This is a genomic window from Siccibacter colletis (assembly GCF_000696575.1).
GTDB classification, from domain to species: Bacteria; Pseudomonadota; Gammaproteobacteria; order Enterobacterales; family Enterobacteriaceae; genus Siccibacter; species Siccibacter colletis.
Window position 1 is genome coordinate 1 of record NZ_JMSQ01000031.1, and the last position, 20901, is coordinate 20901.

Annotated in this window: 35 protein-coding genes, 2 tRNA genes and 1 pseudogene; 17 read left to right on the forward strand and 21 right to left on the reverse strand. The window is 51.4% G+C overall.

Annotated elements, in window-relative coordinates; genetic code table 11:
• Positions 1 to 205: 205 nt before the first annotated feature.
• The 17 genes from ET34_RS0118380 to ET34_RS0118485 all read right to left on the reverse strand — a co-directional run bounded on the left by ET34_RS0118380 (position 206) and on the right by ET34_RS0118485 (position 7899).
• Positions 206 to 280: transfer RNA gene (locus ET34_RS0118380), tRNA-Thr, on the reverse strand.
• 5 nt (positions 281 to 285) lie between these two features.
• A tRNA-Phe gene (locus tag ET34_RS0118385) sits at positions 286 to 361 on the reverse strand.
• A 174-nt stretch (positions 362 to 535) separates the two neighbouring features.
• Complete coding sequence (locus tag ET34_RS0118395) at positions 536 to 1036, reverse strand: antiterminator Q family protein (RefSeq protein WP_031524507.1); 501 nt, start codon at positions 1034 to 1036, stop codon at positions 536 to 538.
• A 333-nt stretch (positions 1037 to 1369) separates the two neighbouring features.
• Positions 1370 to 2005: a recombination protein NinG gene (locus ET34_RS0118410; RefSeq protein ID WP_031524509.1), complete on the reverse strand. Its 636-nt coding sequence runs from the start codon at positions 2003 to 2005 to the stop codon at positions 1370 to 1372.
• A gap of 143 nt (positions 2006 to 2148) precedes the next feature.
• Positions 2149 to 2316, reverse strand: coding sequence for a NinE family protein (locus ET34_RS22155; RefSeq protein WP_035891759.1), 168 nt, complete (start codon positions 2314 to 2316; stop codon positions 2149 to 2151).
• Positions 2316 to 2771 carry a YbcN family protein gene (locus ET34_RS0118425; protein WP_031524511.1) on the reverse strand — a complete coding sequence of 152 codons (456 nt, stop codon included), beginning with the start codon at positions 2769 to 2771 and terminating at the stop codon, positions 2316 to 2318. Before ET34_RS0118425 ends, ET34_RS22155 begins: the two co-directional genes overlap by 1 nt.
• Positions 2772 to 3002: 231 nt before the next feature.
• Complete coding sequence (locus ET34_RS21330; RefSeq protein ID WP_031524513.1) at positions 3003 to 3617, reverse strand: hypothetical protein; 615 nt, start codon at positions 3615 to 3617, stop codon at positions 3003 to 3005.
• 10 nt (positions 3618 to 3627) lie between these two features.
• Positions 3628 to 3804, reverse strand: coding sequence for a hypothetical protein (locus tag ET34_RS22790; RefSeq protein WP_169738131.1), 177 nt, complete (start codon positions 3802 to 3804; stop codon positions 3628 to 3630).
• Positions 3805 to 3806: 2 nt separating this feature from the next.
• Positions 3807 to 4184 carry an ead/Ea22-like family protein gene (locus ET34_RS0118445; RefSeq protein WP_031524515.1) on the reverse strand — a complete coding sequence of 126 codons (378 nt, stop codon included), beginning with the start codon at positions 4182 to 4184 and terminating at the stop codon, positions 3807 to 3809.
• Positions 4181 to 4387, reverse strand: coding sequence for a hypothetical protein (locus ET34_RS0118450; protein ID WP_031524517.1), 207 nt, complete (start codon positions 4385 to 4387; stop codon positions 4181 to 4183). Before ET34_RS0118450 ends, ET34_RS0118445 begins: the two co-directional genes overlap by 4 nt.
• The gene (locus ET34_RS0118455) at positions 4384 to 4578 is read right to left on the reverse strand and encodes a hypothetical protein (RefSeq protein ID WP_031524518.1); all 195 of its coding nucleotides are present in this window, start codon (positions 4576 to 4578) and stop codon (positions 4384 to 4386) included. Before ET34_RS0118455 ends, ET34_RS0118450 begins: the two co-directional genes overlap by 4 nt.
• Positions 4575 to 4877 carry a hypothetical protein gene (locus ET34_RS0118460; protein ID WP_031524520.1) on the reverse strand — a complete coding sequence of 101 codons (303 nt, stop codon included), beginning with the start codon at positions 4875 to 4877 and terminating at the stop codon, positions 4575 to 4577. Before ET34_RS0118460 ends, ET34_RS0118455 begins: the two co-directional genes overlap by 4 nt.
• Entirely contained in the window at positions 4877 to 6280 is a 1404-nt protein-coding gene (locus ET34_RS0118465) for a DnaB-like helicase C-terminal domain-containing protein (protein ID WP_031524522.1), read from the reverse strand. The genes ET34_RS0118460 and ET34_RS0118465 overlap by 1 nt, the downstream gene beginning before the upstream one ends.
• Positions 6277 to 7092: a replication protein gene (locus ET34_RS0118470; protein WP_031524524.1), complete on the reverse strand. Its 816-nt coding sequence runs from the start codon at positions 7090 to 7092 to the stop codon at positions 6277 to 6279. Before ET34_RS0118470 ends, ET34_RS0118465 begins: the two co-directional genes overlap by 4 nt.
• Positions 7085 to 7234: a hypothetical protein gene (locus tag ET34_RS22795; protein ID WP_169738132.1), complete on the reverse strand. Its 150-nt coding sequence runs from the start codon at positions 7232 to 7234 to the stop codon at positions 7085 to 7087. Before ET34_RS22795 ends, ET34_RS0118470 begins: the two co-directional genes overlap by 8 nt.
• A gap of 37 nt (positions 7235 to 7271) precedes the next feature.
• Complete coding sequence (locus ET34_RS0118480) at positions 7272 to 7556, reverse strand: CII family transcriptional regulator (protein ID WP_031524526.1); 285 nt, start codon at positions 7554 to 7556, stop codon at positions 7272 to 7274.
• Between the two features lie 127 nt (positions 7557 to 7683).
• Positions 7684 to 7899, reverse strand: a complete 216-nt coding sequence (locus ET34_RS0118485) for a helix-turn-helix domain-containing protein (RefSeq protein WP_031524528.1) — start codon at positions 7897 to 7899, stop codon at positions 7684 to 7686.
• 110 nt (positions 7900 to 8009) lie between these two features.
• On the opposite strand from ET34_RS0118485, the gene ET34_RS0118490 reads away from it, so the two are divergent.
• Positions 8010 to 8705, forward strand: coding sequence for an XRE family transcriptional regulator (locus ET34_RS0118490; protein ID WP_031524530.1), 696 nt, complete (start codon positions 8010 to 8012; stop codon positions 8703 to 8705).
• A 140-nt stretch (positions 8706 to 8845) separates the two neighbouring features.
• Positions 8846 to 9922: a ParA family protein gene (locus ET34_RS0118495; RefSeq protein ID WP_031524532.1), complete on the forward strand. Its 1077-nt coding sequence runs from the start codon at positions 8846 to 8848 to the stop codon at positions 9920 to 9922.
• A gap of 28 nt (positions 9923 to 9950) precedes the next feature.
• Here the strand turns inward: ET34_RS0118495 and ET34_RS0118500 are convergent, their stop codons facing one another.
• Positions 9951 to 10142 (reverse strand): hypothetical protein, encoded by a 192-nt coding sequence (locus ET34_RS0118500; RefSeq protein ID WP_031524533.1) that lies wholly within the window; start codon positions 10140 to 10142, stop codon positions 9951 to 9953.
• A gap of 735 nt (positions 10143 to 10877) precedes the next feature.
• Here ET34_RS0118500 and ET34_RS22630 point away from each other — a divergent pair.
• The 15 genes from ET34_RS22630 (at position 10878) to ET34_RS0118585 (ending at position 18058) form a co-directional block, all read left to right on the forward strand.
• Positions 10878 to 11507 carry a hypothetical protein gene (locus tag ET34_RS22630; protein ID WP_152548419.1) on the forward strand — a complete coding sequence of 210 codons (630 nt, stop codon included), beginning with the start codon at positions 10878 to 10880 and terminating at the stop codon, positions 11505 to 11507.
• A 36-nt stretch (positions 11508 to 11543) separates the two neighbouring features.
• Positions 11544 to 11993, forward strand: a complete 450-nt coding sequence (locus ET34_RS0118520) for a hypothetical protein (protein WP_031524539.1) — start codon at positions 11544 to 11546, stop codon at positions 11991 to 11993.
• A gap of 151 nt (positions 11994 to 12144) precedes the next feature.
• Complete coding sequence (locus ET34_RS21135; RefSeq protein WP_035891763.1) at positions 12145 to 12351, forward strand: hypothetical protein; 207 nt, start codon at positions 12145 to 12147, stop codon at positions 12349 to 12351.
• Entirely contained in the window at positions 12348 to 12509 is a 162-nt protein-coding gene (locus tag ET34_RS22800; protein WP_169738133.1) for a hypothetical protein, read from the forward strand. The genes ET34_RS21135 and ET34_RS22800 overlap by 4 nt, the downstream gene beginning before the upstream one ends.
• The gene (locus tag ET34_RS23135; RefSeq protein WP_031524541.1) at positions 12506 to 12712 is read left to right on the forward strand and encodes a phage encoded cell division inhibitor protein; all 207 of its coding nucleotides are present in this window, start codon (positions 12506 to 12508) and stop codon (positions 12710 to 12712) included. Before ET34_RS22800 ends, ET34_RS23135 begins: the two co-directional genes overlap by 4 nt.
• Before the next feature lie 10 nt (positions 12713 to 12722).
• On the forward strand, positions 12723 to 12986 hold the full coding sequence (locus ET34_RS0118540) for a hypothetical protein (protein ID WP_031524543.1): 264 nt from the start codon (positions 12723 to 12725) through the stop codon (positions 12984 to 12986).
• Between the two features lie 70 nt (positions 12987 to 13056).
• A complete protein-coding gene (gamL, locus tag ET34_RS0118545) occupies positions 13057 to 13338 on the forward strand; it encodes a host nuclease inhibitor GamL (RefSeq protein ID WP_031524545.1) in 282 nt (93 codons plus the stop codon).
• Between the two features lie 17 nt (positions 13339 to 13355).
• A complete protein-coding gene (locus ET34_RS0118550; RefSeq protein ID WP_031524546.1) occupies positions 13356 to 14252 on the forward strand; it encodes a RecT family recombinase in 897 nt (298 codons plus the stop codon).
• Positions 14249 to 14731 (forward strand): siphovirus Gp157 family protein, encoded by a 483-nt coding sequence (locus ET34_RS0118555; protein ID WP_031524548.1) that lies wholly within the window; start codon positions 14249 to 14251, stop codon positions 14729 to 14731. The genes ET34_RS0118550 and ET34_RS0118555 overlap by 4 nt, the downstream gene beginning before the upstream one ends.
• A gap of 6 nt (positions 14732 to 14737) precedes the next feature.
• Positions 14738 to 15157: a hypothetical protein gene (locus ET34_RS0118560; RefSeq protein WP_031524550.1), complete on the forward strand. Its 420-nt coding sequence runs from the start codon at positions 14738 to 14740 to the stop codon at positions 15155 to 15157.
• Entirely contained in the window at positions 15154 to 15312 is a 159-nt protein-coding gene (locus ET34_RS0118565; protein ID WP_031524551.1) for a DUF1317 family protein, read from the forward strand. The genes ET34_RS0118560 and ET34_RS0118565 overlap by 4 nt, the downstream gene beginning before the upstream one ends.
• Before the next feature lie 97 nt (positions 15313 to 15409).
• Complete coding sequence (locus tag ET34_RS0118570; RefSeq protein WP_031524553.1) at positions 15410 to 15622, forward strand: TraR/DksA family transcriptional regulator; 213 nt, start codon at positions 15410 to 15412, stop codon at positions 15620 to 15622.
• Between the two features lie 214 nt (positions 15623 to 15836).
• Positions 15837 to 16274: a hypothetical protein gene (locus tag ET34_RS22635; protein ID WP_152548420.1), complete on the forward strand. Its 438-nt coding sequence runs from the start codon at positions 15837 to 15839 to the stop codon at positions 16272 to 16274.
• Between the two features lie 202 nt (positions 16275 to 16476).
• Complete coding sequence (locus ET34_RS0118580) at positions 16477 to 16734, forward strand: excisionase family protein (protein WP_031524555.1); 258 nt, start codon at positions 16477 to 16479, stop codon at positions 16732 to 16734.
• Between the two features lie 31 nt (positions 16735 to 16765).
• Positions 16766 to 18058: a tyrosine-type recombinase/integrase gene (locus ET34_RS0118585; protein WP_031524557.1), complete on the forward strand. Its 1293-nt coding sequence runs from the start codon at positions 16766 to 16768 to the stop codon at positions 18056 to 18058.
• A gap of 32 nt (positions 18059 to 18090) precedes the next feature.
• On the opposite strand, the pseudogene ET34_RS0118590 reads toward ET34_RS0118585, so the two are convergent.
• The 3 genes and pseudogenes from ET34_RS0118590 to ET34_RS0118600 form a co-directional block, all read right to left on the reverse strand.
• Positions 18091 to 19017 (reverse strand): annotated as a pseudogene (locus ET34_RS0118590) (Gfo/Idh/MocA family protein); the annotation flags it as partial.
• Between the two features lie 14 nt (positions 19018 to 19031).
• Positions 19032 to 19820 (reverse strand): sugar phosphate isomerase/epimerase family protein, encoded by a 789-nt coding sequence (locus ET34_RS0118595; RefSeq protein ID WP_031524561.1) that lies wholly within the window; start codon positions 19818 to 19820, stop codon positions 19032 to 19034.
• A gap of 17 nt (positions 19821 to 19837) precedes the next feature.
• Positions 19838 to 20887 carry a zinc-binding dehydrogenase gene (locus ET34_RS0118600; protein WP_031524562.1) on the reverse strand — a complete coding sequence of 350 codons (1050 nt, stop codon included), beginning with the start codon at positions 20885 to 20887 and terminating at the stop codon, positions 19838 to 19840.
• Positions 20888 to 20901: the final 14 nt, after the last annotated feature.

Consider the following 20901-nt stretch of genomic DNA (forward strand, 5'->3'; position numbering starts at 1 on the left):
GACGCCCGCACCAGTTGCAGCAATAGCAGCACCAATGCTTGAGATTGTGCTTATATCCATGAGGCTTTCCGGCTGCGTATTGAGAATAAAAAAGCGCCGTGACTCTGGAAGATGGGGAAATCCAACGGCGCTGAAAACGCCATGCGGCGTAATGTGAGGGTAAGGCAATGTCGGATCTGTGTCCGAAGATACCCTGGCTGGGGTTTGGTGCCGGGCAAAGGAATCGAACCTCTGACGCGCAGCTTACAAGGCTGCCGTTCTGCCACTGAACTAGACCGGCTTATTTGGTGGAACCCGATGGAATCGAACCATCTCCTAATGCTCTTCAGGCATCCGCGCGAACCATCTACGCCAGAGTTCCAAAATTTGGTGGGCCGTGAAGGATTCGAACCTGTCTACACTTCCCTTATGAGGGGACCGCTCATACCAAATGAGCTTCCGGCCCAGAAACGACAAAGCCCCGCAGATGCGAGGCTTTAATTTCTTATGTCACACACATTGATGGCAACATATACGATTTATTCTGCTCATTTGTTCATTGAAAAGCAAGCGAGTAATGAACTTTTTTTGCGATTTTCTTCGCATTATCGCGAACGATGAACGCATTTTGCATCGGCTGGTAAAGGCAAAACAGTGCAGCGTTGATCACTTCTTTCACTTCACGCCGCACTGTTGATATGCTTGGCTTCTTATACTGGTTTCCGCCTCGCGTCTTCATCAGGCGCGGACATGCGATTGCATGCTGCCAGGTAGCAATGCGAATTTCGCTCGACTGGTACACGTAATAGGCCAAAAGCATCTTGTAGGCGTTCTCGTCGATTGCCTTCAGGTGACTGCCGATGACCTGGCTGATCAGCATGCCGTCATCATCGCTGCATACAGGTCGGCTGCACTGCTGAGGCTCGACGGTTGCCATAAACTTGGCGATCATATTAATCATGGATTTGTCGATGCGGCCGGTCTGCACCCATGCGCCCCATAACTGGAGCTGGCCATCAATCCAACGGTGTTGATCTGAGGTAAGTTCCAGTTTCATACCATCTCTCCTGCTGCCTTTTTTGTCTCTGCCTTGCGGCGCTCACTATTGCGGATAATCTGCTGTGCTGTCTCGTCTCCGGGGTTGCGACCACCATCGAATCTGAAGCCGCCACGGAGGACGCTTTCGCGCTCGTACTGCTCTATCTGGTGTCTGGTCATTGCTGCCACCGTAACGCTGCTTCCAGTTCCATCTGTGGGATTGAGAGGAGGCGCTTCTTCTCTTCTGGGGATAGGTTTGCAACTCCCATGAAAATGACACCTGCAGGAGTGCGAACAGCTGAGACGTTTCTGCCCCTGAACATCTCCAGCAATGCGATAGTGTTTTGAACGTTCACGCTGCTTCCTCCTGCTTCATGGATTTGAGCTTTGCCCGGTATTCGTCGCGAATTCGGATGTAGTCTTCGCGGCGGTAGTTGGTCATTTCGTGGGGGCCATTGAGCCAATCGACGTACTCCTGCCCATAACGAGCGACTAAGCCCGCCTCGTATTGCTGAGCTACCGTCGATTCTTTTGCGGTGTACTTCCCTGCGCCTGCATTACATGATTTGCATTGCTTATGGGCGTTACGCTCTTCAAAGCGCAACTCAGGATTAGCGCCGACTGTTTTGAAGTGACCACAGTCCCATTGGCCGCCATGCAGATCTGGAGGGTTGGCCTCTCCACAGCTGATACACGGCAGATCGGCATCCCTAGCCCGGATGAAGGCATTGAAAGCCTGCTGCGCCTGCGCCTTGTAGTAACCCGTGGGGCGCAACTCTGCGATTCTGGCACGGCGACGCTTACGGCCTTCCTTCTCAGCCTCATGCTGGGCCTTGATGCGCTTAGCCTCGGCTTTCACCTTCTCTTTGGCGCGAAGTTCGAGAGCGTAGATAGCGCCGTGCTCAGGGCTGCACCAGACGATATTTGAGTACGCTGGGTGGAACCATTCCCCACATACTTTGCATTTGCGGCGCGCAGGTTTAGCCATCTTTCTTCACCTCCGAGCACTTGAATGTGGTCTTACCGACGAAGAAACCACCATTTCGACGGCACTCTTCGGCGACCACGTGGTGTGCTGAAACCCAACCCCACTTGTAGGCAAGGTAAATAGCGAGGCAGAACAGGATTCCCTTAAGCATGTTTCCTCCGTGCCGCGAGTCGCAGCCATTTCTGATCGACGAGACGGGCGGTGTAGCCCTTGAGGGTTGGGATTTCTGAAGGTGAAGGCGCAGCTTTGCGTCGGCGCGCTGGAATGCGGAAGATTGCACGCTCGATGACTTTAACGAGAGGGCTATGCATCATGCCTCCTGATTATCGCGCAGCTGCTGATATTCGCTGCTTTCAGGGATCGGCAGGTGGCAGCCGATATTCATCGCCCACGCTTCCACTTTGCACAGGAAGATGTGCATCTCACCGGCTTCCAGTTTCGAGGTGTGGCGCAGTGACTGAACAGAAGTTACCTCGCCACTGACAACGTCAACGCGCTCTGTGGTTTCATAGCCGAGATAGGTGTGCTTCAGTGCGTCCTTAACCCAATCAGGAGTAGCGAAGGACTTGCCGCGCTTGATGAGGTATTCGCTGATGACACCAAACCACATATGGGCCATGGCATTTTGCGAAAGGCTGCGGGTTTCACGCCATGGCTTGATAATCAGGCGATAGCATTCTCCTGATTCAAGCATCGGCTTCAGTTGCTGTCCTATTGCGTCAAAGTTAGTGGTATGCAGGCGGATGCCGTCTTTTGGGAAGTTCATACGCCACCTCCGAAAGGTAACGCAGAATGCAGAAAATCGCAGGTGCTTTTCAGCATCTGTGACAGAGTGAGGAGTTCAGATTGTGTGTGCGCCATAATGTCCCCATTGCGGCGCGATGCTCAGGTTGTCAGTTGTTCAGGCTGACAACCCAATTATGACGTATGAGCAGATAATTATCAAAACGTCCCGCAACAAAAAAGCCCCTTTCGGGGCTTAGTTCACAGTAGTGATTTAATGGCGTCGGCTATCCATGCTGCAGCGAAGATATAAGTGATGAATGAAGGCATTAATCAGTCTCCGGCTGCGGTGCTGCGGTGCTGCGGACAGCATGGCCTTATAGGCACTTAATGCTTCATCGGCGTTTAGAATAACGATATCTCCTGCGGCAGCCAGCATCGTCTCTGTCGGATCAACAGGCACCAGCTTCCAGCCATCCGGCACCTGCACTGGCTGCGCTGACTTCAGCATGGCGGCGCGGTAGGCGTTCCACCCAGCGTTATACGCTATCTGTTCTTTGTCATTTGATGGATAGGGAATCAGGGCTTCCGGCAACTGCAATTGCTGCGCTGCTTGCGGGGCGGCATACAGCTTGAAACCGTCCGGGAAGTTATCCCAATCAGCGCAACCATCGCCAGCAAGGCACTTGACGTAAGCGCGCGGATAGCACCCCTCATCGTCCTGCTCCCCTAGCACTACTTCGGCCACCGGCTCCTGCGCTTCGGCGGCAAGCAGGCGGCGGGCCATTTCTGCAATTTCGACGTCCTTCACGCTGAAGGATTTACTGTGATTTGGTCTGGAATATTCGGCATGAATTTCTTCAAGACGCTCTTTGGTGAATTTGGTCATGGGTTAGTCCTCAGTATCCAGAGTAGGCGCGGAGTGATGCTATTCTCGCGGTGATATCATTGATGATTTCTTCCACCACCACTGCGTGCTCATGCTCATCACGCAAGACGTCAAGGGAGCTGTCTATTTCACGGAGCATATCCTGCTGCCATTCAATATCTTCTGATTCCGGGATTTCGTATTTCATACTCACTCTCCTTTCCACTGCCGCCCATACGCCTGGATGGCTTGCTCGAATCCAGACTGATTATCTGTTTGCCCTAAACTGAAGCCATGCTGAAGACCATGACGAAACGCGCTGTCTTGCAATTTGTCGGCTGTTTCGAGCTTCACCTCCAACTCTGCGATGCGCTTCTCTTTGGCTTCCAGCTCATCCAGCATCGCCAGCACGGCATCGGGGTTGGCGGCTTCGTTAAACACGTTAACGGCGGCGATGTCTGCATCAAGCTGAGTGCCTTCATGCTGTGAAATATCGAATATATCGTCTGCTGGCATAACGCTGAGACGGTCATGCGCTCCAGTTGCCTTCTCCGCCACATCTCGTAGCGCCTTTTTGTCGATGCTCATGCTGCACTCTCCGCCATATGCTCGCGAATCTGAGCGATAAGTTCTTCTGCGTCTACCTCGAATGATTCCAATGTCTCGCAGCCACCAACCTTCGCACCGGCGATGCGATAACCACCGGAATCATTGCTGACGCAAAGTGATAGGCCACCCAACTGGTTGTGTGAAACTTCTATATAAACATTTCCCGGCTTTAGTTCGCTCATTGCTTGGCCCCCATGCGTTTTATTTCTACCGGCTGCACAGGGATGGCGTTAAGCTCACCATCGTCCAGCGCTGCGAGTTGAGCAGATACCAGTTTTGCCTCCCATTCATTCAATGTGCGGATATAGCCCTGGCCTGTTGATGCATCGGTGAATACCAGTGCAGCATTTGAAATCTCAATGTGACGACTCATGCTGATGCTCTCCCGTATACCGTTAATATTCGTTTCATCACCGGACTGTTACGGCACTCAGCGCAGATAACGTTGATGCCGGTTAGCGGGCCAAACTTTGCTCGCTCTTCATCGGTGGTCAGGCGGTAGGTGTTGTCATGCCATTTGCGGTGAACAACGACTGTTTCACCTTCTCTGGTCATGCGCTGTGCAGCTGACGTTACGATGCTGCGTTCCACACCCATTGCGTCGGCGACCTCTTTAGTCCGGAATGTGCTGTGATTTTTCATCCACAGCATGATTGCTTGTCTGCCTGTCATCAGAAGCCTCCTTTTTGCTTGGGCTTACTTTCTCTCTCGATCGCTCTCGAACGCGCCTGAGCCTGGTCAGTGTCGTAAATAGCGCCGTTACGCTGCTCGCAGTACACGACACCGGAGTGACCGTGCCGGTTGAGGCGTAGCAATAATTCCGTTTCGCTCTGGTTGGCGTTTTCGTCGTATGCGCCTTCGCGGTAAATGCCTATCCAGTAATCGCAGTCCTGCTCTATCTGCCCTGTATCGCGTGAGTCGCTGGGAAGCGGGCGTTTGTTCTGTCGCTTCTCCAGTTCACGGTTGAGCTGAGTAAGCAGCACCACAACGCAGTCCAGCTCTTTAGCGAGGTTCTTGAGGCCTTTTGTGATAAGCCCATAAGCCAGGTCGTTACGGTCGGCTTTCTCGGCGCTCATCAGCGTCAGGTAATCAACGAGAACCATGCCTACTTTTCCCTTCTCTCGCTTGATGCGGCGGGCTTCAGAGATGATGTGAGAGAGTGACGCACCCGGGGTGTCGTCGATGAAAAGGTTGCCGGATTCAGCCATCTGAAGCGCCCGGGCGTTTGCATGAGCAAACTCATCCTGACTGTCTGCGCCACGGTAGAAGATGTCCGTGTTGCAGCCAGAAAGCTGGCCTATCATGCGTTCGAAAATCTGCTTATCAGGCATTTCCAGGCTGAACATAATGGCCGGCAATTCTTCTTTCATCGCGCAGTTGATTGCCAGCTGGCTGTACAGCGTACTCTTGCCCATTTTTGGCCGAGCGCCGATAACCAGAAGCGATCCGCGTACCAGGCCTTTCGGTTCAAGCATGTCATCGAGTGACTGAATGCCAGTGGAAAGGCCTCGCGATTTCTGCTGAGGGTCAAAGCGTCCTTCCAGCTCAACCAGCCAGTCTTCCATGACGTCCATGAGCGGACGTGCGCCACGGCGGCTACCGGTCTTAGCGTGGTCAGTCATCTGGGTGAAGATGGCCTGTACCGCTTCGTACTTCTCGGTGGCGCTCATTCCGTTCCGGGCGTAAAGCAGTTCGGTCGCTTCCGTCAGGCGCTGGATGCCGTAGCGCTCCATTGCGGTTTCACGGACCCGGTAGGCATACGCGACGATGTTTGCAGCGCTGGGCGTGTTTTTGGAAAGCTCAGCGAGGTATGCAAATCCGCCAACAGAATCGGTGAGTGATTTGTTTTCCAGTGCATCGAACAGCGTCAGCAGGTCTACAGGTTTCTGGTCGCGGTACATCGCTCGCATTTCGGTGTAAATCACCTGGTGAGCGCGGCTGTAGAACGATTCAGGCTTGAGGATTGCCAGCACCTGCTGAACGCGTGAGCTGCTGTCGTCGTCCAGCATCAGGCCGCCGAGAACGCTTTGCTCTGCTTCAAGGCTTTGCGGGACTGGGTTTACTATGTCAGTCATAGCGCACCCTCTCTGGTCTTCATGAGAGTGTCGGATCGGAGCAGGTAATCAAAACTCGCTCTCCAGCCCCGGTCGTTATCGCCGAAGTAAAACTGTCTGGCAGTGCTGAAGAACGCTTCGAAGTACAGCGATGCTGCTTCAACGGTTGGCTCTTTCAGTTCGCTCAACAGACGCTTGATGTCGCGCTTGCGCTTGGTATTCAGTGATTCTGCGAGAGGTAGTTTTCCTTCAGCCAGTTCGTTGTAACACTGCAACACGGCTTCGTAGGGGGTAGGTTTACTGCGAGAAGATTTTTTATCATCCCGCTCGCTTACCTCCGAAGGGGGTAAGGGGGTGTTAATTTCTTTCTTTTGAATAGTTTCTTTTGTGTTTAGCTGACTTGGCTTATGTCCGTTAGCTGCTTTGGCTAAACTTTCATTAGCTGACTTGGCTAATGTTTCGCTGTTTCGGCTAATGCTTAAATCCCACTCAGAAATCACCTTATTAATACCGATCTGATTTGCTGATGAAACAACGATATGCATCGCAATCATGTCGTTTTTAGCCTTGCAGACATGCGTGTGGTGAATACCGGTCATCTGTGCGATTTGAGTATTGGTAATGCGGTCCATCTTTTTGCCAAATCCGTATGTCTTGCGGATCACCGCCAGAGCAACCTTCAGCTGGCGAGCCGTCAAATCGGCAGCCATAACCGCTTCCAGCAGCTCATTAGCGATGCGGGTATAGCCATCATCGAGATCGGCCACTTGACGCTCCACGACCTCCAGGTGAGGCCTTAATGGTGTGACGTTGTCATAAGCTACGTTACTCACGATCTGACTCCTTCTTGCCTTTGTGCTGGTTCAGGAGGTCACGCAGCTTTTCAAACGTGACCGGGCTTACCGAGCGGAGGAACCGACCGCGGATAACGTTCTTATGAACTTCGTCCTGGTAAAAACGCTTGTTCTTAGGCATAATTAACTCCTGATACTTGTTGGCGTAACACAGTGTCTTAAGCCCTGAACGAGTTGCCGCTCGTTTGGGGTTTTTCATTTTTTAGGATTGCCGCTACTTCCTGAGCGAGCCGCGCCATATCGTCATCCACCACACCCCACTCCAGTACCGCGAGCAGCATTGAAAACTTCGGAAGCATGTCTGCTTTCCAGCGTGTGATGCCTGACTTATCCATCCCGATCGCCTTCGCTACGTTCGAGGCGCCTTTCATTGCGATCTGATTCAGAATCCAAGACTCAATTTTTCGGGCCTGATTCTTGTTTCGTGTTGTTGTGTTCTCCACTTGATAAATTCCTGTTAGTTAAATTGGGTTTTGACGGTAATCGTCGATATGGGAATTCCCATATCGGATTAAATTCAACGATTTACCGTCGCTTTAATTGGGTTCCAGATTGTTAAAGAGCGTTTAATCAACTGGCCTGCAGTAGCCCTGCCAGGTCCGGGCGGATTTCGGCGGCCTTAACTTTCCCGCCTGTTGCATTGACGATCGGCATTACGTACCGAGCGTCAATTCCACCTCCGTGAAGCCATCGCCACACGGTTGGCTGAGCAACACCGCAGAGGTCGGCCAGCTTCTTCTGGCTGCCAGCGATGTTGACTGCTCGCTGGATTACTTTGTTGGTCATATCCAATTCCTTTGCGTATTGGTGTATAGGGATAATAGCAATGCGTATTGATATTGGCAATAGCAAAACGTGTTTTGACCAGTAATACGCATGCGTATAGATTAAAAACCATGAAAATTGAAAATCTTGCAGATCGCTTAAACTACGCGATGTCTCAGTGCGGAATGACTCAAGGCGCTTTAGCTAAGGCGTCCGGCGTTGCTCAACCTACTATCTGGAGATTGGCTAACGGCAATGCCAGGGGCTCGACAAAGATTGTGGAGATAGCTAACGCCCTTAATGTAAGGGTTGAGTGGCTTTCAACTGGTGAGGGAGCGATGAGGAACGGTGATCAAGATGTTGAACCCGTCGCGCAGAAACAGTCAGCCAATTCATATCGTGTAGACGTACTTGATGTTCAAGCCAGCGCGGGGCCGGGAACTATGCTCTCTAACGATTTCATCGAGACCATTCGCGCCATTGAGTACACGCCTGAGAAAGGTCGCGCCCTCTTCGGATCTATACCGGCATCGTCAGTGAAGGTCATCACCGTGCGTGGCGACAGCATGGAAGGCACAATCGACCCGGGCGATGAGATATTCGTTAACGTGAGCATTCGCGGCTTCGACGGCGACGGTATCTACGTATTCGTGTTTGGTAACACTCTCCACGTTAAGCGCCTGCAAATGCACAAAGACAAGCTTCTGGTGCTGTCAGACAACGATCGCTACAAGGAGTGGTACATCGAGGATGGCGACATGGAAAGGTTCCATATCATGGCGAAGGTTCTGATTAAGCAGACCATCGCTTATAAGCGCTTTGGTTAGGGCCGAATCTGCGGGTGGTTTGATCGGCCAGATGCTTTGAATGGAGCATAGTTGCTACACGCCGATTGATATCATATCGGGCTAGGAATGTAATTTTGAAGTCAAAATATTCTTAAATATAGTATACTTAGGATAAGATTATGATGTCGAGTAACTCAGAAGTTGCGAATGATATGATTGATACAAATAAGAAATATTTAATTTGGAACAACAAGGGCGGCGTCGGGAAAACTTTTTTAACTTATAACCTCGCCGTTGAATATGCCATCACTCACGACCACGAAGATGTTGTCGTCATTGATGCGTGCCCGCAATCCAACGTTTCTGAAATTATCTTAGGTGGTAACGGTGTTGGTGAGGAGAACTTAAACCAACTTCGGGAAAGGAATACTACGATTGCTGGCTATATAAAAGAAAGATTTAGTAATTCCCCGCTTTCTCGTTTAGGTAACGAATCATCCTACTTTGTAAAAGCTGATTCAGTTAATCCTAAAATGCCCAAAAACTTATATTTGTTGCCCGGTGACGTTGACCTTGATATCTGCTCAAGGCTGATTGCTCATATAGGGTCATCACCTGTAAAAGAAGCTTGGAAAAAAAGCAGGTCTCTCTTGATCGATCTCATCGCCTCTTTTGAAGCGGATAAAGCAATATCAGACAGACCCAAAACATTCTTTATTGACTGCAATCCAAGCTTTGCGAGCTACACTGAGCTGGGTGTTGTCGCCTCTAATAGAGTCATCATCCCTTGCACAGCAGATGCAGCATCTATTCGAGGAATAAAAAACTTAGTTAAATTGATATATGGCGTTTCTATCGATAGTTCAGAGCAAGATGAAATGTTCCTAGATTTCAATAAAGAAGCTAAACAAAGTAAAATCGAATTCCCAAGGCTGCATCTTTTCGTCCAGAATCGTTCACGAACTAATGAAAGTGATGCTGCTAAGGCGTTTAAATCACATGCAGAAGAAATTAAAAGAATAACAACAGAATTACTCAAAACTCATCCTCATCTATTTACAGATGATCAGCTCGATGACCGCGTTAAGCACGTGAAAGACGGGAACACACTTGCAGCAATAATAAACCACGAAGGATGCCCTTTAAGCACTCTTCAGCATAAAAGCTACACAATCTACGGCATGGCGACTCAAGCCAATAAAGCTCAGATAGATGCCTTAGAGACGGATGTCAATGCCGTAGTAAATTGCATTTGATTAATCTCCCGGCCACCGCGCCGGGTTTTTATTGCCCCTTCCTCACAAGTTCTGCCGCATCCCTGTTAGCGCCCTTCCCTATCACATTGCCTGTAGCCTTACGGTTGCGCTCCAGCCGCTCCACTATGTTGTCTTTGGTGATCGGCACCTGAGAGGCAACTAAATCCACCACAGCCATCCCTATAGCATTGAGAATCAGTCCAGCTTCTTCATCGTTCATTTCATAGCCTCCAATGTGATTTACCTCAGATTAGCACCGCTATTTACAAAATTAAATATTCCACAAAAACATTAACTTAATAACAATTGCTATTAAATTATATCAATACGTATTGCTATAAATAATACGCATGTCTATTATGAACCCATCGAGACAACACATCGACAGCTGAGCGAAGTTAGCCAGCGGCGAAGTTGAGATTCGGTCAGTCGAACGGCGCGACAGTAAACCATGCGTCGGGAGCGCGGCGGGTTCAGGATGAACGGCAATGCTGCTCACAAGCGATTTACCAGGTGGCATTTACGAGTGCCACCCGGCAAATCAACCAACAACCAAGGAGAGCATATGCGACGGCAGAGCTTACAAACTCAGAAAATTTAAATCGATCTGGTCGGCGCGGTGTTTCGATGAAGCACCTGCGATGTACTCCCCCGGCGTAGTCGGGGGTTTACAAGGAATGTTTTGGGGTGTGGTCAGTGAGTACGGCCTAATCGTGAAGAGGGCCAAGCTCATGCGGCTGGTTACCGCCCACACCGACCAAAGCATTTCACAGCGCGTTAATAACAACTTATTGAGGGCAATATGCTGAAAAAAACTAAGCGCCGACTTTACAGGGAGGGGCTTTACTCATGCCGCGTTCCTGATGCCGATTCATCTAAATGGACCGTTGACCAGTGGTGTGAATGGATAGATGAAAATGGTTCCTGGTGGGGACCAACTTATTGAGGTGAGGCAATGGACAAACGAATTGATGGAGAGATTATCCGGGGCGTCATAAACGATCCTCGCCTCTTCTCGGGGATTGAGCGCGTCAGAAGTGGCAGCACTCAGATGTTCGGAAAGCGAATTATCCAGGGTGGGAAATGCATCCAGGAATGCGATTTTGAAATCACTCCCCCAGAAAAGAGCTGGTATTCAAAGGAAATTGATGGGGTTTGGCACTGGGTTGAAGGCTGCGACCATTGCAATGGCACCCCAAAAGAATGGGCGTATGTTCGCTGCGATAAGCATGACGTCTGTGTTGATTGTGGCTCTGATAGAGAGCATGCAGCGAAATCTACCAGTGGTGCCGTTTGGGGGAGTAGTGGCGGATGGCGCTGCAATGATTGCCAGGAGCAGCTTGATAGTGCGCGACTCGCAGAAGCGGAGGCGAGGATTATTCCTGACGATGAATATGATGAGATGGATTTCTGGCACGAAAACGAAGCTCGCTGCCCGTGGTGTAAGGTAGAAATAACCACCGATGAATTATACGACGCCCGCCAGGAAGAGCATCAATGCCACGAGTGCGAGCGCCACTTCAAGTTGACGGCAGAACATTCGGTGTCGTGGACAACAATTCGGTCGGTCAAACAGGTCGCTTAGGCGGCCTTTTTTTGCGGGTAACTGCAGAGGGTAAAAATGAACGAACAGGCAAACAAAATACTCATTGAGCTACTACAAAAAGCCGCTAACGGAATCGACGCGGCTGTTTCCTTTAGCCAGGCGCAAATACCTGATGTTGTTAATCAGTTACTGGTTTGGAACATGGTGCATAGCCTGATAATGACGTTGATAGCCATTTCAACTATTCCTCTGATTTTATGGTTTGTGAAGAGACAGTTCCAAAAAGTTGAAATAGGCAAGTTCAGCAACGAAGGATATTCATGGGACAGGGGTAATCCAAAGTACAGCCCCACTATGGTATGGGACAGCAAAGGAGAGCTTAGCTTCCTGATAGCTCCAGGAGCCGCAGTACTTTGTATTTGGGCGGTATGGGTTATTGGCGTAGTAACAAAGATGACGTGGCTAAAAATCTGGCTTGCGCCGAAATTGTACCTCCTTGAATACGCAGCCTCACTAATCAAATAGACCCGCTCCGGCGGGTTTTTTATCGCCCATACCTCAGGCGTCTTCACGGAGATGCCTCAGTTATGACGCGGCTATCCACCGCATTATCGCAAGAGCGCGATGTCAGGTTTTATCAACGTTCGGCGGCGCGGCCTAAGCGCAGGAGATGATTATGGAAAACGACCATACAAAACCGGCATTCCCTACGATTGAAGCCAATCACTTTAAAGACTACTCAGACCCCGGCATGACGCTTCGTGATTACTTCGCAGCTAAAGCTATGCAAGCAATTGTCGACGTAGGTCATAGTCCGGAATTGTTCGCTAACCACGCATATAAAATTGCTGACGCAATGCTCCGCGCCCGGGAGGCATCATGACAGTCACCCACAACGGCAAGCAGTACACCGTCACCGCATTAGCTTCTGGCTATCAGTGGCAGCTGGTAGAAGTTGATGCACCCCGCAGCAAGCTAACACTGAATCGCCAGCAGATGATTTTGGCCGGATTCGCTCACCTCGTGGAGAAAGCGGCATGACAGCTCACCATTACGGCACACAGGAAGTCAATCGCGGCGCTGTTCAGCCCGGAATGCTCGTTAAGCACAAAGACAGCGTCTGGACTGCGTCGGCTAACTCACGCGGCAAGCTGTTTCTGCATCGCGGCGTTGAACGCACATACACAAAAGAGCTGCTTGTCGTCGTCTATCTCGATGGGCGTGGGAACGGGTTAAGTCATTGAGGAGATGATGATGGAAGGACCAAAATTTAAGCCGGGACCATGGCACTGGGAAGATAAAGTCCTTTGCAATAACTCGGTCATTGTCGGTGGGGATGGATGGACATTTAACGATGCCGATAAAAGGCTCATACAGGCCGCGCCAGAGATGTTTGATGCGCTGCGTCAATTGCGTGATTACGTGGAAGATGTTTGCTGCGTCTCACCTGAAGATTGCGATAAAGAGCATCCCTTGATGCTTGCCACGTCAGCCATCTCCAAAGCCCTCGGCAAGTAATCCCCTACCCCAATTTAACACCGGCAGCCATTACGCGGCGGCCTCTGCACATTCAAATTCAGGAGGATGCATGTCTGCATATCTCGTTCAGGAACACATCGAAGCACAGGGCTGGAGCAATCACCAGGCGACTGTTGAGCGCGACGCGTGGATTGATAACCGGGCGCAGGAAATTATAGCGCTGTTCCCGGATGAACCGACGCGCATGGGGTGCTTCACGTTACCTCGCGAGGCACTTTCAGCGATGCATGGTGACGAGGCCAAAGAGGCCTATAACGACTATGTGTCCGCCATCGCTTATATCCGCGCAGAGAAAGAATGGGATCGCCTTTATCCCGCCTGCCCTTTCTGATTCAACAAGGTTCATTTATGAGCGCCAACATTATCGAATTCGTGCGTCAGCAAGAGCCGCTATTTTGCGGCGCTCTTACTGACCAGAGTATTACCTGGGCTAAAGAAAGCCAGTTTGCCATTCAGCTCTTCCAGAAAAATGACTTCCTGGCGAAGACGGCAATCAACAACCCCATCAGTGCACAGAACGCAATCATCAACGTGGCGGCAATCGGCATCACGCTCAACCCGGCAAGCAAACTGGCCTATTTGGTTCCTCGTGATGGCATGGTTTGTCTCGATATCAGCTATATGGGCCTTCTTCATCTGGCTCAGGCTACCGGATCAATCAAGTGGGGCCAGTGCAAGCTGGTCTACTCAAACGACACATACGAATCGAACGGACTCGATACTGCGCCTACTCACAAATATAACGCCTTCGGGGACCGCGGCGAGGTGGTTGGCGGCTACTGCACGGTGAAAACCCCAGATGGTGATTATCTGACGGAAGAGATGAGCCTGGCAGAGATTAAGGCTACCGAAGCAACCAGCAAAGCCAAGAATGGCCCCTGGAAGAACTTCTGGGAGGAGATGGCGCGGAAGACCATCGTTAAGAGAGCCAGCAAGTACTGGCCCCGCGCAGAACGCCTGGATAACGCAATCCACGTCATCAATGAAGATGAGGGAATTCATCAGGAGCCAGTTATGGCTCATACGCCAGAAAGCGAAGTAATCCTTTCGGAAGAACAGCGAAAGCAGGAATTGCATGAAAGGGTATCGGCTCTGTGTGATGAGATGGAGCGCGCTCAAACCATGCACGATCTGAAAATTCACTTCCAGTCGGCATACAAGATGACAGCAGGCATGAAGCTGCAGCAGAACGTTCAGGCCATTTATAGCGAATGCAAAATGAAGTTTGACGAGGTTACTCAATGACAGCCCTTTATCAAATCGCGAATGATTTCGCCAAGCTGACTGATTCCGGCATGGAGCCGGAAATGATAGCCGACACCCTCGATGGCATTCAGTGGGAGTTGGAAGCAAAGGTTGAGCAGATTCTTGCTATTTGCAAAAACGAATCCGCTTATTCAGAGGCGCTGAAGGAAGAGAGTAAGCGCCTTGCTGAACGAGCTAAAGCAGCAGAGAACCGCGTGGCGAGCATGAAGGAGTATGTTGCCACTTCCCTCGAAACCGCTGGGAAAAAATCACTTAAGGCGGGTATCCATCAGGTAACGGTACGTGCACCTTCGAAGTCGGTAGACATTATCGACGCCTCTTCTCTCCCACCCCAGTTCGTCGAATACGACACCGTCATCAAGCCTGACAAGCTGGCAATCAAGCACCAACTTGAAGCTGGCGTTGATGTGCCTGGCGCCGTAATTAAATTAGGCAAGCCTGCGCTGATAATTAAGTGAGTCATCATGAAAAAACTCCCCTTCTATCGCCGACCCGGCAGGGTCGGTAAGTTCACAGGCCTCAAAGAGCGCATGGTATGGCAGCTATCTAAGGGCCCATTAACCGGTACGGAGCTGTGCGCGATTTTTGGTTACTCAATCGGTGAATTTAACAAGGTTGTCGGCAAATACATCGGTGTCGGGAAAGTCGTGAGCATCTCTGCCACTGAGTGGTTTATCCGTGATGACGGCGCGCGAGACCGTATCTATCAGGTTGAGAAGAAGGCCAAGGTGGTGGTGCCGCGCGGCAGGTCTCAGGTGTTCACACGTCAGACGCTGCTCAACGTTGACCCGGACAAGCGACAGGCATGCATCGATAAGGCATCTAAGCGAGCTGGCTTCATCAAAGCCGGCCTCTACTTCGACGAGCTGGAGTCGGCGATATGAAACATGCTCACGACGACATAGTAGTTAATGGCATCCGACTTACATTCATAGTCGGAACTAACGGCTGGCTTATGCCATGGGGTGAAGTTATCTGCAATCCGCTTAAGGCGCAGAGACTGGATGAGGAGTATAGCAGCAGGCGCGAGGCGGCATGACCCTACTCCACCGAATCACCAGGTCGCTAAAGCGGCCTTTTTTATTGGTGGCGTTCACCTTCAACCGAATTAACCGACAGTTCCGGGAGCATTGACTATGGACATCATCGATACCGCAGCAGAGATTGAAGAACTTCAGCGTAACGCTGCCCTTTCCGCTCACCGCATCGACAGAAACGCAGTATCAGCTGAGCATTGTGAAGATTGCGGAGAGGGCATACCTGAGCTGCGGCGCGCTGCCGTTCCCGGCTGCCAGACGTGTGCGGAATGCCAAAGAATTATTGAGTTAAAGGGGAAACAAAAAAGGTAATATATAATTATTAGCTAATATTGTTATTTATCCCTCGCAAGCTTGTGCTTAGTACTATGCTCAGCGTGGAAAGACTATCATCAACCAATCACTTATGGAGACATACAATATATTCTCGATGAATCACTAACAGTATAAACTGAAAATTAACAAAGTTGAATATAATCCGTTAACTGTTATACTCCTGCTTTTATTGTTGAAGATGGACTTTACCGTGAAGATTACAGAAGAATCAATATTTAGGATGTTTGAGGGCACTAAACAGTTAATCGCAGGCTCAATAGTAGCCGCTATTACTGGGACATTAATTTTGATGCAATCAAGTTATTATCACGCAAGTAAAGCGCCACTTATGGCAATTGCTATGGTTTTAATGGTAACAATAGCAGGCTTTATTGCAATGCTTTTTTCCCCACTAACATATCGTATCGCGAAACTATTTGATATTAGCTCAAATAAAACATTATGCAGAATAATGGCTGTAATATATTTCATTTTATATTTATTCCTTACGTGTTTAATAGTTAATATTATTGCCGCATCACTTTTTGGAAGGCACGACGCAGAAGATATGAGCCTATTGTTTTTTGTTGGCTGCTTCATTGTTAGTGTAGTTCAAAGTCGTAGATACTTTAAACTCATATCAGAGTGAGATAAAGCTCTTAACTTATCGATGGAGGCATATCATTATATTTACAGAAATCCACCCTCAGTATTTTATTAATTTGCAAACCGCTTGAGCGAGGTGCGATTCACTGGGTCTCCTGTTGGATGCTGAGCACCTTTAAAACCTACTCATTTCCCTTGATGTCTTGCCGGCCACTGTGCCGGCTTCTTTTTGCCCGGAGGAAACCATGAGTGAAGTTATTCTGTTGATGCCTAACAAATGGCTATCCGAGGAAAAGCTGATCGCCGTTACTGGCCTGCGCCCCGGCACCATAAGCCGCGCCCGTCGAGAGTCATGGATGCAGGGACGCGAGTACATTCATTTTTCACCAGACGGTGAGCCGAAGCCGAACAGTGAATGCCTGTATAACCGCGAGGCTATCAATGAATGGATCGAGCGACAGGCAAGTAAACAGCCTGGTGTTCAGATTGCCTTAAAGGGTTAAGCTTATGGCGCTCTTGGACGCAGGAGGAAATATGGCGAAGTCAGCCTATCCAACAGGCGTTGAAAACCATGGCGGGAGCATCCGCATATGGTTTATGTACAAAGGAACAAGGGTTAGGGAAAACCTTGGGGTGCCGGACACGCCCAAAAACAGAAAGACGGCCGGCGAGCTCAGGTCATCAGTCTGCTATGAAATAAAGACAGGAAATTTCGACTACCCTGCCCGCTTCCCGGATTCGCCTAACCTGTCTCGCTTTGGTGAAGAGATGAGGCAGATTACAGTCGGTGAGCTGTGCAAAAGGTGGATCGACCTTAAGACGATGGAGATATCTAACAACACGCTCGACAGATATAAATCCATCATCAAGTGCATGCTTCCGAGGATGGGTGAGAACAAGCTGGCTTCAGCTGTCACTTACGAGGATTTGCTGCTAATCAGAAAGGAATTGCTGACCGGTTATCAGGATATGAAGCGCTGGCAGAAGTCGCCAGTGAAGGGCCGGAGTGTACCGACAGTAAACAGCTACATGAAGATTATCCATGGCATGTTCCAGTTCGGCATGGCAAGTGGCTACATCCAGAAGAATCCCTTCCATGGGATAACTGCGCTCAAGCGTTCGAGGTCTGAGCCAGACCCACTAACGAGGGATGAGTTCCTGAGGTTCGTTGATGCATGCCATCACGATCAGATTAAGAACTTCTGGTCACTGGCTGTTTATACCGGCATGCGACATGGAGAACTCTGTGGCCTGGCATGGGAGGACATCGACCTTACTGCTGGCACCATAACGGTGAGAAGGAATCACACCGTGGTGAAGGAGTTTACCCTCCCCAAGACGGATGCAGGTACTGACAGGGTTATCCACCTCATAGGGCCAGCTGTTGATGTACTGAAAAGTCAGGCGCTATACAGTCGTGTCGGTAGACAGTATGAAATAGAAGTGAAGATGAGGGAGTACGGGAGATCTGAAATACATCCATGCACCTTCGTGTTCAACCCGAGTATGACCACGCGGAATTCAGTTGCGGGCCATTACTCGGTAGGTTCGATCAATAAGATTTGGGATAAGGTGATGAAGCGTGCCGGCCTCAGACATCGCAAAGCTTATCAGTCGCGTCACACATATGCATGCTGGTCACTTACAGCTGGAGCTAATCCTAACTTTATCGCCAGTCAGATGGGTCATGCAAATGCGCAGATGGTTTATCAGGTTTATGGTGCCTGGATGTCGGATAACAACTCTGAACAGATCGCCCTTCTGAACCAGAAATTATCTGACTTTGCCCCACCCATGCCCCACGCAGTTAGATCATCGGCAGGATAGTAAGTCTTTTCAGTAAGTTAAGTAGACGTATGCTCCATACTGCGCAGGTGGCGATTGTCGTCCGCGGCCTCGCGTGCGCACAGGGTCACCAGCTTGCCGTCTTCGTCCTGATAGACATGGGCCGGAAACAGCGTGGCCCCGGCGCGCTCGCCGCAAAACTCCACGTTCATGATCGACTGCTGGGGGATATTGAGCGCGAAGGAGGTATCCAGGCGCAGGATGCCGCCGTTGCGAAACTCGATAGTGGCGAATACCGCATCTTCCACGCTGAAGGTTGTCGGGTCCCAGACGCCAAACTGGCCGCTGCTTTTACGGTTACCGATGCGCTGGAAGCTGTGCGCGCTGACGCGCCGCACCGCCGGAAATCCCAGCACGTACATGGCGGCATCCAGCATATGAATACCGATATCAATCAGCGGCCCGCCACCGGAGAGGGTTTTGCTGGTAAACACGCCCCAGCCCGGCACGCCGCAGCGGCGCAGCGCTCTGGCGATGGTGACATACACTTCGCCCAGCACGCCCGCCTGCACCTGCTCACGCAGCAGCAGGGCATCGAGCGCGAACCGGTGGTGGAAATCGTAGGCCAGCACGCGCCCGGCATGGCGCGCCGCGCGCCGCATGGTATCCGCTTCCTCAACGGTCATCGCCGGCGGCTTTTCACACATCACGTGACAGCCGGCGGCCAGCGCCTGCATGACGTGTTCATAGTGAAAACGGTTTGGGGAACAGACGCTGACCACATCGGGTCGCGCCGTTGCAAGCATTGCCTGCACGTCGGTGCAGGCCAGGGGAATACCGTAGCGCCCGGCAAACTGCTGCGCCTGGGCTTCGCTACTGTCGCACACCGCGACCATCTGCAGATCGTCGCGGGTGCGGTAGTACGCGGCATGCACCTTGTCAGCGACCTGTCCGGCGCCGATTATCGCCACGCGAAGCGGGGACGATGGGGTTGCATTCATGTGCTCGCGGCCTCTCAGCAGTCACGTAAATAAGCCAGAGACTGGCGGTACGCCTGAGCCGGGTCATCCGCGCGTATGCGGCACTCGTAGACCACGTAGCCGCTGTAGCCGTCCTGGCGGAGCTGGTCAAACAGCGCATGGAAATCGAGCGCGCCGCTGCCCGGCTGGTAGCGATGGTTGTCTGCGATATGCACGTGGCCCAGCAGGTCGCGATTGGCATGCAGCGCCCCGGCGATGCTGTCCTCTTCAATATTCATGTGGTAGAAATCACCGATGATTTTTACCTGCTGCAGCCCGCCCTCCTCGATGTAACGACGCGCATCCGCCAGGGTGTTGATCATGTGATCCTGGTAGCGGTTCAACGGTTCGAGAAACACTGTCGTGCCGGTGCGCGCTGCCACCTGGTCCAGATAGCGCAGCGAGTCGCTCACCGCCTTCCGATCCCCGGCCAGGCTGCGTGGTGAGGTCATCGGCGGCAAACGGAACGTAAACATCCCCCAGGCCGCAGGCACCACGATGCCCTTGCCGCCGACTTCCGCCAGCGCTTCGAGGATGCAGGTGATTTGCGCCAGACCGTTCAGACGACGCTCCTCAATAAAATCCCCGATCCAGCCGTCATACCCGCCGCAGGCGGTCGTCACGGGTAAACCGGTCTCTTTTATTGCCGCTTTGACCTCGTCGAGATGGTCCACCAGCAGCCTGCCGTCGATTTCGTAGCCGTCAAAGCCCATAGCCTTGATATAGCGAAACTTTTCCAGAATATTTTCCGGGAAAAAAGCCTGATTTTGCGTTGCGATTTTCATGGTCATTTCATCCTTGATTAAAACGTCACACCCATCTTGATGCTCAGCTCGGGGTGCTGGTCCACGTACTTCATATAGCTTTCAGGGCTGCTGGCGAAGCTGACGATGGGATCAATCAGATCTTCACAGTTGAGGTAGCCGTTCATCAGCAGCGTCCAGCAGGTGTCTTCGATGCGTTTGCGATTCCAGCGCGGATAATCCGGATTCGGCTCGCTGCAGGCGCGGGAGAAAACAATTTTCGCGTTGTTGAAGTGCGCCTCGCGCCCAAAATTGAGGCTGGTAAACGGCTTGGCAAACGCCACGTAAGAGATGGTGCCGCCGTACGCCAGGCCGCGCAGCGCGGACTGCAGCGCATCGCTGTGACCGCTGGTTTCAATGATGCTGTCTGCCCCCTGCTTGCCGCTGAGGGTTTTGATCTCCAGACCAACATCGGTGCCGATCGGATTCAGGCAGACATCCGCCCCGTGACGACGGGCGATATCGCAGCGGTGAGCGATGGGGTCCACGCCAATCACCAGCGCCGCGCCGGCTTTTTTCGCCAGCTGAATGGCGATCTGGCCGATGGCACCCAGTCCGATCACCACCACGACATCGCCGACGCGCACACTGGCATCGCGCACGCCGCTCATGGCGAACTGTGCCGGGTCATAGCACACCGCGTTTTGCCACAGCGCCCCCTGCGGCATCTTGCGCAGCTTGTAGTTGTTGATACCGTTGACGATCACCGTCTCCTGCAACGGGCCGTAGGTGCAAACCCGTTCGCCGATGCGATACTCAGTGACGTCTTTGCCGACCTCGACGATATCCCCCACTACCATGTTGCCGAGCTGGAACTTACCAAATTCAATGCCGCGCGCCGTTCCCTCCGGACGTGGGCGGAACAGCTGCCACTCGCTGTTAAACTCTTCGTCGATAAACGGACTGGCGGCGCGAAAATCCACTACTTCGGTGCCGTGTTTTGGCGCGCCAAAACGCACCTGGATTTTCACTTCCCCTGCCGCGACAGGACGATCCTCATACTCCACCAGCGCGGCCACGCGCGGTGCTGTGGCAATTAACTTCTTCATCATTTCTCCTTAAA